The organism is Haemophilus sputorum HK 2154 (genome assembly GCF_000287615.1).
In the GTDB taxonomy this organism is placed as follows: Bacteria; Pseudomonadota; Gammaproteobacteria; order Enterobacterales; family Pasteurellaceae; genus Haemophilus_A; species Haemophilus_A sputorum.
The window spans coordinates 1-12775 of sequence record NZ_ALJP01000025.1 but is presented as its reverse complement, the minus strand read 5'-3'; the positions used below and the strand labels follow the sequence as shown (position 1 = coordinate 12775).

Genomic DNA, 12775 nt, shown 5'->3' with positions numbered 1-12775 from the left:
TTTTATATTAAGGTGCCCAAGCTTCTTCAGTCAATTTCTTCCCGAAATAACTTTCAATTAAACGCTCTGTAATCGAATGTTGGGGAGAAAGTAAAATCTGTTTTGTTTCGCCATACTCCACTACCTCACCTTCATGCATCACTAGCAGTTTATCGGCCGTGTGTTTAATTAGCCCAAGATTTTGCCCAACATAAATAAAGGCTAGACCAAGTTGCTGTTGCAGCTGCAACATTAAGTTAACTAACTGCGTTTTTACAGAGAAATCTAATGAGTTCGACGTATCATCAAAAATCAACATTTCTGGATCTAAAATAAGCGCACGCGCTAAAGCCACTCGTTGTTTTTGACTGCTAGAAGCTTCTGAAATCGGAATCAGCGCATGTTCTTTATATAAGCCAACCAGTCGTAATGTCTGAAAAATTTTCATATTACGATCTTCTTCAAGTAAATGGGTAGCCAATTTAAGCGGAGCATCTAAAATCTGCCCAATGTTATGGTTAGGGTCAAAAGCCTCATTCAGATCCTGGAATACCATACGAATTCTTGTAGCTCGAAAGTGATAATCGCCATAATGTAGCTCTTGCCCTCGAAATACAATACGACCTGAAGTCGGTTCTGTTAAACCAATTAGCATTTTTGCTAGCGTAGATTTACCCGCGCCATTATCGCCAATAACCGCTAACGTTTCGCGTTTGTTGAGGGTAAAAGAAACCGCCTTTACCGCATAGAAATCCTGTTTACGGAAAAGCCCAATATGCTCAATAAACCGCTTACTTAACTGCTCAACTTCTAATAGTGCCATAATGAGAAAAGTTAAAAAATTCAAGAATCAAAAAGACCGCCTTTGCAAGCGGTCTTTATTTTAAGAAAATTTGCAAAAAGTTAGCAAATTATAATACGTTTACGCAGTTTAAGTCTTCGAAAGATTGCTCTAAACGTTTAGACATTGACTCTTCCATTTTACGTAACCAAACACGTGGATCGTAGTATTTTTTGTTTGGTGAATCAGGGCCTTCTGGGTTACCTAATTGACCTTGAAGATATGCTTCATTCGCCTTATAGAACTCTAAGATACCGTTCCATGATGCCCATTGGGTATCAGTATCGATGTTCATTTTGATTGCACCGTAGCTGATTGCTTCACGGATTTCTTCACGAGATGAACCTGAACCACCGTGGAATACGAAGTTAATTGATTTTGCCGGTAAGTTACGCTCTTTAGAAACGAACTCTTGTGATGCACCTAAGATAGATGGTTTTAATTTCACGTTACCAGGTTTGTAAACACCGTGTACGTTACCAAATGCTGCTGCAACCGTAAAACGTGGGCTTACTGGGTTTAATTGGTCATAAACGTATAATACGTCTTGTGGTTGAGTATATAAGCGAGATTCATCTACATCTGAGTTATCTACACCATCTTCTTCACCACCAGTGATACCGATCTCAATTTCAAGGGTCATACCCATTTTATCCATACGAGCAAGGTATTCACGGCAGATTGCCATGTTTTCTTCCATTGGCTCTTCAGATAAGTCGATCATGTGAGATGAGAATAATGGACGACCTGTTTCTGCAAAGTGTTTTTCGCCTGCATCTAATAAACCATCAATCCATGGAAGTAATTTTTTTGCTGCGTGGTCAGTGTGAAGAATAACTGGCACACCATATTCAGCGGCTAATGCGTGAACGTGTTTTGCACCTGCGATCGCACCTAGAACATCTGGACGCGCACCTGAAGCTGGTTTAATGCCTTTACCTGCATAGAATGCTGCACCGCCATTTGAGAATTGAACGATAACTGGTGCTTTCACACGCGCAGCTGTTTCTAATACTGCATTGACAGAGTCAGAACCCACACAGTTTACCGCTGGGATGGCGAAGTTATGTTCTTTTGCATATGCAAAGATTTTTTGAACATCATCACCTGTTACCACACCTGGTTTTACGATATCTAATAAACCCATTTTGTTGTTTCCTCTAAATATTAAAAATTTGATTTTTGATCCCCCTCTTTAGAAAAGAGGGGCTAGGGGAGATTTGATAACGATGCTAAACTTTTCGTATGAGCTTCGTTTTTACTTCTGTGCTAAATCTCCCCCGTCCCCTCTTTACAAAAGAGGGGAGTAGTAAGAGTTAAAAATTAACCTTTCGCGCGTTGTTCTAAAATTTCAACTGCTGGTAATACTTTACCTTCAACGAATTCTAAGAATGCACCGCCACCGGTTGAGATGTAAGAGATTTTATCTGCAATACCGAATAAATCGATAGCCGCTAAAGTATCACCGCCACCTGCAATAGAGAATGCACCATTTGCAGTTGCATCAACAATCGCTTGCGCTACGATTTCTGTACCTTTGCGGAAGTTAGGGAATTCAAACACGCCAACAGGGCCATTCCAAAGAATAGTTTTCGCACTGCGGATAATTGCTGCTAATTCTTCTGCTGATTTATCACCGATGTCGAAGATTGACTCATTTTCAGCCACTTCGCTTACCGCTTTTTCAACTGCTGGTGCAGTTTCAGAGAATTCTGTACCCACGCGCACATCTACTGGTACTGGAATATTGGTTGCTTTTGATAAGCGTTGTGCTTCAGGGATTAAATCTGCTTCATATAAAGATTTACCCACATTGTGACCTTCAGCCGCAATGAAAGTATTTGCGATACCGCCACCAACGATAAGTTGGTCAGCTACTTTTGAAAGGCTGTCTAAAACAGTTAATTTGGTAGAAACTTTTGAACCACCAACAATCGCTAACATTGGACGTTGTGGTGCTTTTAATGCTTTGCCTAATGCGTCTAATTCTGCTGCTAATAATGGGCCCGCACATGCAACTGGTGCAAATTGTGCCACACCGTGAGTTGAAGCTTGTGCACGGTGTGCTGTACCGAATGCATCCATTACAAATACGTCACAAAGTGCTGCGTATTTTCTAGATAATTCTTCTTCGTTTTTCTTTTCACCTTTGTTTACACGCACGTTTTCAAGAACAACGATTTCGCCTTCTTTTACTTCTACGCCATCTAAATAGTCACGCACTAAACGTACTGGAACCCCTAAATCAGAGGCGTTTAAGTAATCCACTACTGGTTGTAATGAATCAACTTCTTCAAATACGCCTTCAGTCGGACGACCTAGGTGAGACGTTACCATTACTTTCGCACCTTTTTGGAGTGCTAATTTTAAGGTTGGAATGGTTGCACGGATACGTGCATCTGAAGTAACTTTGCCATCTTTAACAGGGACATTTAGGTCTGCACGAATAAATACACGTTTACCTGCTAAATCAAGGTCTGCCATTTTGATAACTGACATAGTGAGTTCCTCTTTTTTAATCAAATTTAAAAATCTAATACGTTCTGATTATACCATTTTTTGTGTAGATTAGACTAACCTAGATCAAATTTTGTGAGTTTTTGTAAAAAAATTACCATAATCGACCGCTTGCTTTACACACATTTACTTCAAATGAAGCCTACCAATGAATCCAGAAGAAGTAAGATAGTGAACCTAAAATGATAATGCAGAGTAAGTTCAATAATAGCCCTACTCTCACCATTTCACTTTGTTTAATATAACCTGTCGCAAATACAATCGCATTGGGTGGTGTTGCAATCGGCAACATAAAGGCAGCTGATGCACCGCAAGCAATAATTGCTGCTAGCGAAATTGGGGGTAAACCCAAAGAGTTTGCTACAGAAATAAAAATCGGCAACATCAACGCAGCACTGGCTGTATTCGAGGTAAATTCGGTTAAGAATACAATAAAAGTAGCCATGATACTGGTCATAATCAGCCAATGTTTATTGCCAACAAATGCCACAATACCATCTGCCAAAATTTTGCTTGCACCAGTGTCTTTTAACACAATACTTAAGGTTAAACCACCACCGAACAGCATTAACACGCCCCATTCAGTACGCTCTTGTACCTCTTTCCAAGTTGCTGTGTTGGTGATACATAGCCCAATCACAGCAATCATGGCAATGACCGCATCAAAGCTTTTTATTGGTTCTTTTAAGGCTAATGCTTGACGCAACACTGGCTCAATTAAACTACTGAAAGTTAAACATAATGCAGTCAAAATAAAGATGAGTAATGTTGCGATACGTTTAGCATTAAGCGGAATATGTTCAATTTTGGCTTCAAATGGTACATTAAAATTAGGGCGTAAGACGACTAATAAAGAGAATACCATGGCTACCATCAATAATGCCGCAACAGGAATCCCATAAGCTAACCATTCAGAAAAACTCACTTTAATTTGAGCAGCTAATAAGGCATTAGGTGCGGAACCAACTAATGTCCCCATTCCGCCAATACTGGAACTAAACGCAATGCCTAACAGAACAAAAACATAAACTCGACGATGTTGGTTAAAATCTAATTGATGAAGAATGCCAAGTGTTAATGGCAACATGAGGGCTGCAACAGCAGTATTATTGATGAAAAGAGAAAGCCCAGCGGTAACAATGAAGAGATAAATAATGGTTAATTTCAGCCGACCTTTTGCCAAACGGATAATGTGGTTGGCAATCCACAGGTCAATTTTTTGCATATTTAACACAGCAGCAATAACAAATCCGCCAAAGAACATAAATATAATCGGTTCAGAGAATGGCGCAAAAGCGGCCTTGGTGGAGAGAACATTGAGCATAATGGCGAAGATTGGCACCATCAGGGAGGTTACGGTGATATTAAAAGCTTCGGTGAGCCAGAGTATCCCGACGAAAATCAACAATGCCAATCCTCTATTTTCTTGCGTTGAAAATGGCAAGGTATTGAGCAAAGTAAAAAACAGTATGAGATCGAGGGCAAGAATAATCACCCCTCTGAGTGGATTTTTAGTAGTTTTGGACATAATTGCCTCTTTTTTATTTGTTATGGTTGGTTTGCATATTCATCTCTTAACGAGATAAAGCGACAATATCCGATTTTATACAGAAAAAAAAGAGGGGAAGCGGTCAAAAAATCACTTATTTTGTAAAGAAGGTGTTAAAAATCCGCCATAACGGCGGATTAAATTTTAGTGAAGCTTCATAGATGGACGTAAGAAACGGTTGATTTGACCGACTAATAAAATCAACCCCGTTTTAAACCAACCATGTAATGCCACTTGATGCATACGATAAAGTGAAAGGTAAGCTAGTCGCGCAATTTTCCCTTCAATAAACATATCCCCCTTCATCAAGTTCCCCATTAGGTTACCTACGGTCCCAAAATGAGAGAATGACAACAGAGAACCTTTATCACGGAATCTGAATGGCTTCATTTCCTTCCCTTCTGATAAAGCGACAATGTTTTTACCACATTGTGTTGCCATTTGATGCGCAGCTTGCGCACGTGGTGGAATCGCTTTGCCATCTTGAATCAATGCTGCACAGTCACCAATCACGAAAACATTTGGATCGATTGTGGTTTGTAATGTGTCTTTAACTTCAATTTGATTTAAGCGATTGGTTTCAAAACCGAATTCTTTAGTAAAATCTGGTGCTTTGATTCCTGCTGCCCAAACCATTAAATCGGCTTCAATCTTCTCACCATCTTTAGTTATCAAAGCGCCCTCAACAGCTTCAGTGATCATCGTATTTAAACGTACATCAACCCCGGCTTTACGCAATTCAGAAAGTGCTGAATTAGACACTTTTTCTGTTAATGTGGGAATTAAACGAGGACCTGCTTCAACTAAAGTTACTTTCAAACTAGCGCGATCTAATTTACCAAAGCCATATTCATTTAAATGTGCTACCGCATTATATAACTCTGCAGAAAGTTCAATACCTGTTGCACCACCACCTACGATAGCAATTTTTACATCTTTATCTTGGCTATGTGAGAATTTTAAGAATAACTCCAACATACGTTGTTGGAATTGTTTCGCTTGTTCAGAACCATCTAAGAAAATACAATGTTCTGCAACCCCTTTGGTGCCGAAGTCATTCGATTTACTGCCGATTGCAATGACCAATTTATCATAACTAATGTGGCGTTCTTTAACCAACTCTTCACCTTGCTCATCCACAATCGGGGCTAAAATCACTTCACGCTGTTCGCGATTAACGCCAGTTAAGGTGCCTTGCTGGAATTGGAAGCCATGATTTGCTGCATGCGCACGATAACTTACTGCATCAGTACCATCATCTAATGAACCGGTTGCCACTTCATGCAATAAAGGTTTCCATAAATGCGTTGGGTTGCGATCAATCAATAGCACTTTCGCACGCTTTCTTTTGCCTAGTTTGTTTCCTAAATAAGTCGCAAGCTCCAGACCGCCAGCGCCACCGCCTACAATCACGATTGTTTCCATAAAAAATCTCCGAAAAATAAATAATAAAATCTCAAAACTGCCTTAAATTTTAAGGGCTTCACAAAGAATGTCTAGTAGGTTTTAACTTTTTTTTAACTTTCCGACAAACTTTAAGAAACAAATCTTAATGGCTGGCGGCATTGCTTACAAAGGTAAGTTCGCTGACCTTTTAATATGGCATTATGCCGACGAATAGATAGCTGATGTATTTGACAGTCGCATTGGTAAGCAAATTGCTTTTCCACACTCGCAACATCAAAACAGTGATAGGTTTCTGCTGCCACACCTAACACCGTTTCCATCATCATCTTCCACTCTTTACCATGTGGTTGAACACGTCCAAAAAGCTGAAAAACCAGCAAATGCGCTAATTCATGCGGCACAACCTGGCGAATAAATTGCTCGCCATTTTCTTGCAATAACACAGGGTTAAAACGAATTTGATTGGTCTGTAAATAAGCTACGCCCGCTTTTTTACCTTTTAGCGCATAACTAATTTCTGGCAAATCAAACGAGCGATTAAAATAATTTTCTGCTTTAGCCAGATCACGTTTTAACTGACGTAACACTTGCATTTTCAGCTCAGGAAAATTCATTATTTGGGACAATCCATTGGCTGCCATTTTTTATCGTAACAAATATAAAGCTCTGTCTTACTTGCGCCTAAATACAAGCGGTCTAATTGTGGATTATTTTTACGCATCCAACGAAATAGCTCATTTTTCGGCATATTTTTATTCGGCAGTTTCAAACTATAAAATAACTCGCGCTGCTTTTTAAAATAGCTTTCTGCATCATTAAAAGCACAAGCACCATGCTTTTCCCATTCTCCTTGTAATAAGGCTGCACCTGGGGCTTCAGGCAAATACTGTTGAATAATCTGACTTGGCACTGGTGGTAAATCCCCTTGGCAAAAGCGCGGATGATCTTCAATGCGTTTTGCATTTTTATTTTGTGGCCACAAACCGTGAATGACCCAACCAAAATTATCCCCAACACATTGATACTGTAAGCGTTGTGGCACATTGCCTTGGTTTGCTTCACGCGTGGATTCACAAAATGCCGGAGACCATGAAAGCGCCAACATATAATAATCAACTGGTGCATTGTGCTGACCAAATTTATCATTTGCCATATTGGTGTCATAATCCACTGACACGGCTGATTTTAACAATGTTTCTGGTGGCAGATTTGCCTGTGTTTGCACACTAACAATCGCTTGCTCATCCGTTTTATCGGCTTCTCTTGGGTAATGCTTTTCATTCTTCTCAACAAAATAATAAAGGACGACCAAACCAATTAACGTAATAAGCTGCCAAATAATTTTTTTTGTTTTCTGACTCATATTTTTCCTAATTAAATTTGATATTTTGTTTTATCACCAATGTCAAAATGTAACGGCATACGCCATTTTTGAATGCTTAGCACCGCTAATAATAGCCCACTAATGATAGAAATAATTTGAACGACAATCGTGACATCAAAAACAGATGTAATCCATAATCCAGCCATGAGAATAGGTTGAAAATTCAAACCAAAGACACGGAAGCAAAAATATTCTTTATAACTTAACCCACCAATGACAAACAGCATCGCGCCAAAGGCAAGTAACGGCAAACCAAAAATCTGACATAACAGCCCAATCCACACCGCAAATTGGAAAACATAGCGATACGGTTTAAGATAAAGATGCACAGAAGAGGCGAGCATCACGCCAGCTATTAACAAACCTTGCTGTGCGATTTCCGCTGCGTAAGGCAAAAGTAACATCATGACTGTTGCCAATACAAAGCCCGAACGATAAATACTGACCGTTAAATAATCCCAAAAATCCATGGGGGATTGAATATGCGGATCTGCCATAACGCCTCCAAATCCTGAATACAGTTGAAAAGAAAGCGGTCGAATTTTGCAAAAATTTTACAAAATCCAACCGCTTGTCAAAAGATAATGCTATCCAATTATGCCTTACGACTGTCTTGGTAAGCTTTTGCTGCTTTCACAAAACCTGCAAATAACGGATGACCATCACGCGGTGTTGAAGTAAATTCTGGGTGGAATTGTGCTGCAACAAACCATGGATGATTTGGCACTTCAATAATTTCCACCAATTTACGGTCTGCCGATAAACCTGTCACTTTTAAGCCTGCAGCTTCAATTTGTGGCAATAACACGTTATTAACTTCATAACGATGGCGGTGACGTTCTTCAATCGTTTCTTTACCGTATAATTCACGCGCTTTTGAACCTTCAACGAGATGACATTGTTGTGCACCTAAACGCATTGTTCCACCTAAATCAGAAGCATCTGAACGAGTTTCCATTTCACCTTCAGCATTTTGCCACTCAGTAATTAAACCAACGACCGGTTGTGGGCAATCTTTATCAAATTCTGAAGAGTTAGCTTGCGTTAAACCTGCCACATTACGTGCATATTCAATTAACGCAATTTGCATTCCTAAACAAATACCTAAATATGGAATTTTGTTCTCACGCGCATATTGTGCGGTACGAATCTTACCTTCTACCCCACGATAACCAAAACCACCCGGAACTAAAATAGCATCTAATCCTGCTAATAATTCAACGCCTTTGGTCTCAATATCTTGTGAATCAATATATTTAATGTTTACCGTTAAACGATTCGTTAAGCCAGCGTGTTTTAATGCTTCATTTACCGATTTATACGCATCTGGTAACTCAACATATTTACCCACCATACCAATAGTCACTTCGCCGGTTGGGTTAGCTTGGCGATAGAGCACTTGTTCCCACTCAGATAAGTCTGCTTCTGGGTAATCTAAACGGAAGCGCTCGCAGACAAAGCTATCTAAACCTTGAGATTTTAATAATTCAGGAATACGATAAATTGAATCAACATCTTTTAATGAAATTACCGCACGTTCTGGCACATTACAGAATAATGCGATTTTTTTCTTCTCATTTTCAGGAATTGCACGATCTGAACGGCAAATTAAAACATCTGGTTGAATACCAATAGACAATAATTCTTTAACCGAATGTTGAGTTGGCTTAGTTTTTACTTCACCTGCTGTTGGAATATAAGGCACCAACGTTAAGTGCATAAATAACGTTTTTTCACGACCAACATCTACAGCTAATTGACGTAATGCTTCTAAAAATGGAAGAGATTCAATGTCACCAACAGTGCCACCGACTTCTACAATCACAACATCACGACCTTGACCACCTTCAATCACACGTTCTTTGATTTCATTGGTAATATGTGGAATCACTTGAACTGTTGCGCCAAGATAATCTCCGCGACGTTCTTTACGTAATACCTCAGAATAGATTTTACCGCTAGTAAAGTTATTGGATTTACTCATTTTTGAGCGAATAAAACGCTCATAGTGCCCTAAATCTAAATCGGTTTCCGCCCCGTCTTGTGTGACAAATACTTCGCCATGTTGGGTTGGACTCATTGTACCTGGATCAACATTGATATAAGGGTCTAATTTCATGATAGTCACGTTTAAACCACGTGACTCAAGAATAGATGCAAGAGACGCAGCTGCAATTCCCTTACCTAAAGAAGAAACAACGCCGCCTGTTACAAAAATATAATTCGTTGCCATTTTATTTGCCTTAGAAATAATAAAAGAAATGGATAAAATGAATGGTAATAACCATCAGGACGGGAACACAGTTTACAGTAAAACGCTGCATTTCGCTAATAAAAATTAACAATTGAGAAAAATCTCACTTCACAAGCGGTATGATTTTTTAAATATCTTGCAAAAGATTACTTTCCATTCAGAGCTCATTACTAACTTAAAGGCTAGAGATTAGAGAGCCTTCCGTTCTACCTAAGACCATATCTTCTAAAAAAGCAAAAACCCCGCCACACTCAGTAACGGGGTCCTTTCTCTATTCAATCCGGCGATGCCCTACTCTCACATGGGGAAGCCCCACACTACCATCGGCATTACAGCATTTTACTTCTGAGTTCGGTATGGAGTCAGGTAGAACTACTGCACTATGGTCGCCGGAATATCCGGTCATGATTCATCTCATTATCTTATCTATTCTTCTTCTCAAAACCAAAAACAAGCCTCAAAACCTTTCATTCCCACCCAAAAACACTTGAGCGTTGTATAGTTAAGCCTCTCGGGCAATTAGTATCTGTTAGCTCAACGGCTCACACCGCTTACACACCAGACCTATCTACGTCGTAGTCTCCAACAACCCTTACAGTCTTATAGACTGGGAGAACTCATCTCAAGGCAAGTTTCGTGCTTAGATGCTTTCAGCACTTATCTCTTCCGCATGTAGCTACCCAGCAATGCTTCTGGCGAAACAACTGGAACACCAGGGATGCGTCCACTCCGGTCCTCTCGTACTAGGAGCAGCCCCTTTCAATTCTCCAACGCCCACGGCAGATAGGGACCGAACTGTCTCACGACGTTCTAAACCCAGCTCGCGTACCACTTTAAATGGCGAACAGCCATACCCTTGGGACCTACTTCAGCCCCAGGATGTGATGAGCCGACATCGAGGTGCCAAACACCGCCGTCGATATGAACTCTTGGGCGGTATCAGCCTGTTATCCCCGGAGTACCTTTTATCCGTTGAGCGATGGCCCTTCCATTCAGAACCACCGGATCACTATGACCTACTTTCGTACCTGCTCGACTTGTCTGTCTCGCAGTTAAGCTTGCTTATACCATTGCACTAACCTCACGATGTCCGACCGTGATTAGCAAACCTTCGTGCTCCTCCGTTACTCTTTGGGAGGAGACCGCCCCAGTCAAACTACCCACCAGACACTGTCCGAGAGCGTGTTTCCACTCTTCGTTAGAACATCAAACGTTAAAGGGTGGTATTTCAAGGACGCCTCCACAATCACTGGCGTGACTGCTTCAAAGGCTCCCACCTATCCTACACATCAAAATTCAATGTTCAGTGTCAAGCTATAGTAAAGGTTCACGGGGTCTTTCCGTCTAGCCGCGGGTACACCGCATCTTCACGGCGATTTCAATTTCACTGAGTCTCGGGTGGAGACAGCCTGGCCATCATTATGCCATTCGTGCAGGTCGGAACTTACCCGACAAGGAATTTCGCTACCTTAGGACCGTTATAGTTACGGCCGCCGTTTACTGGGGCTTCGATCAGGAGCTTCTCTTTCGATAACACCATCAATTAACCTTCCAGCACCGGGCAGGCATCACACCCTATACGTCCACTTTCGTGTTTGCAGAGTGCTGTGTTTTTAATAAACAGTTGCAGCCAGCTGGTATCTTCGACCGGTTCAACCTTCAGGGGTAAACCCTTACAATCTACGCCGGCGCACCTTCTCCCGAAGTTACGGTGCTATTTTGCCTAGTTCCTTCACCCGAGTTCTCTCAAGCGCCTGAGTATTCTCTACCTGACCACCTGTGTCGGTTTATAGTACGGTTTAGTATAATCTGAAGCTTAGTGGCTTTTCCTGGAAGCGTGGTATCAGTTACTTCAGTGCCGTAGCACCTCGTCATCACTTCTCGGTGTTATGAGCATCCGGATTTGCCTAAATGCTCCACCTACCGGCTTAAACAACCATCCAACAGGTTGATAACCTAACCTTCTCCGTCCCCACATCGCAATTATACCAAGTACGGGAATATTAACCCGTTTCCCATCGACTACGCTTTTCAGCCTCGCCTTAGGGGCCGACTCACCCTGCCCCGATTAACGTTGGACAGGAACCCTTGGTCTTCCGGCGAACGAGTTTTTCACTCGTTTTATCGTTACTTATGTCAGCATTCGCACTTCTGATACGTCCAGCAAACCTCTCGATTCACCTTCATCCGCTTACAGAACGCTCCCCTACCCAACAGTATTGCTACTGATGCCGCAGCTTCGGTGACTAGTTTTAGCCCCGTTACATCTTCCGCGCAGGCCGACTCGACTAGTGAGCTATTACGCTTTCTTTAAATGATGGCTGCTTCTAAGCCAACATCCTAGCTGTCTAAGCCTTCCCACTTCGTTTCCCACTTAACTAGTACTTTGGGACCTTAGCTGGCGGTCTGGGTTGTTTCCCTCTTCACGATGGACGTTAGCACCCACCGTGTGTCTCCTGAGTATCACTCTTCGGTATTCGCAGTTTGCATCGGGTTGGTAATCCGGGATGGACCCCTAGCCGAAACAGTGCTCTACCCCCGAAGGTGTCCGCTCAAGGCTCTACCTAAATAGATTTCGGGGAGAACCAGCTATCTCCCGGTTTGATTGGCCTTTCACCCCCAGCCACAAGTCATCCGCTAATTTTTCAACATTAGTCGGTTCGGTCCTCCAATTAGTGTTACCCAATCTTCAACCTGCCCATGGCTAGATCACCGGGTTTCGGGTCTATACCTTGCAACTAGACGCCCAGTTAAGACTCGGTTTCCCTACGGCTCCCTTATTCAGTTAACCTTGCTACAAAATATAAGTCGCTGACCCATTATACAAAAGGTACGCAGTCACCC

At 41.5% G+C, this 12775-nt stretch carries 9 protein-coding genes and 2 rRNA genes; all 11 read right to left on the bottom strand.

Features of this window, described 5'->3' with window-relative positions; all coding sequences use genetic code 11:
• Positions 1–7: 7 nt before the first annotated feature.
• Positions 8–802, bottom strand: a complete 795-nt coding sequence (locus HMPREF1128_RS10005) for an ATP-binding cassette domain-containing protein (protein WP_007527037.1) — start codon at positions 800–802, stop codon at positions 8–10.
• Positions 803–890: 88 nt separating this feature from the next.
• Complete coding sequence (gene fbaA / locus HMPREF1128_RS10000; RefSeq protein WP_007527100.1) at positions 891–1967, bottom strand: class II fructose-bisphosphate aldolase; 1077 nt, start codon at positions 1965–1967, stop codon at positions 891–893.
• A 176-nt stretch (positions 1968–2143) separates the two neighbouring features.
• Positions 2144–3319, bottom strand: coding sequence for a phosphoglycerate kinase (gene pgk / locus HMPREF1128_RS09995; protein ID WP_007527091.1), 1176 nt, complete (start codon positions 3317–3319; stop codon positions 2144–2146).
• 160 nt (positions 3320–3479) lie between these two features.
• Positions 3480–4865, bottom strand: a complete 1386-nt coding sequence (locus tag HMPREF1128_RS09990) for an SLC13 family permease (protein ID WP_010129977.1) — start codon at positions 4863–4865, stop codon at positions 3480–3482.
• 165 nt (positions 4866–5030) lie between these two features.
• Positions 5031–6311 (bottom strand): NAD(P)/FAD-dependent oxidoreductase, encoded by a 1281-nt coding sequence (locus HMPREF1128_RS09985; RefSeq protein ID WP_007527058.1) that lies wholly within the window; start codon positions 6309–6311, stop codon positions 5031–5033.
• Between the two features lie 110 nt (positions 6312–6421).
• Positions 6422–6907 (bottom strand): SprT family zinc-dependent metalloprotease, encoded by a 486-nt coding sequence (locus HMPREF1128_RS09980; RefSeq protein ID WP_007527078.1) that lies wholly within the window; start codon positions 6905–6907, stop codon positions 6422–6424.
• On the bottom strand, positions 6907–7656 hold the full coding sequence (locus HMPREF1128_RS09975) for a ribonuclease T2 family protein (protein ID WP_007527071.1): 750 nt from the start codon (positions 7654–7656) through the stop codon (positions 6907–6909). Before HMPREF1128_RS09975 ends, HMPREF1128_RS09980 begins: the two co-directional genes overlap by 1 nt.
• Positions 7657–7667: 11 nt before the next feature.
• Positions 7668–8174, bottom strand: a complete 507-nt coding sequence (locus HMPREF1128_RS09970) for a DUF2301 domain-containing membrane protein (protein WP_007527070.1) — start codon at positions 8172–8174, stop codon at positions 7668–7670.
• 98 nt (positions 8175–8272) lie between these two features.
• On the bottom strand, positions 8273–9910 hold the full coding sequence (gene pyrG, locus HMPREF1128_RS09965; protein WP_007527080.1) for a glutamine hydrolyzing CTP synthase: 1638 nt from the start codon (positions 9908–9910) through the stop codon (positions 8273–8275).
• Between the two features lie 299 nt (positions 9911–10209).
• Positions 10210–10325: ribosomal RNA gene (rrf, locus tag HMPREF1128_RS09960) — 5S ribosomal RNA — on the bottom strand.
• Between the two features lie 104 nt (positions 10326–10429).
• Positions 10430–12775 (bottom strand): 23S ribosomal RNA (locus HMPREF1128_RS09955); the annotation flags it as partial.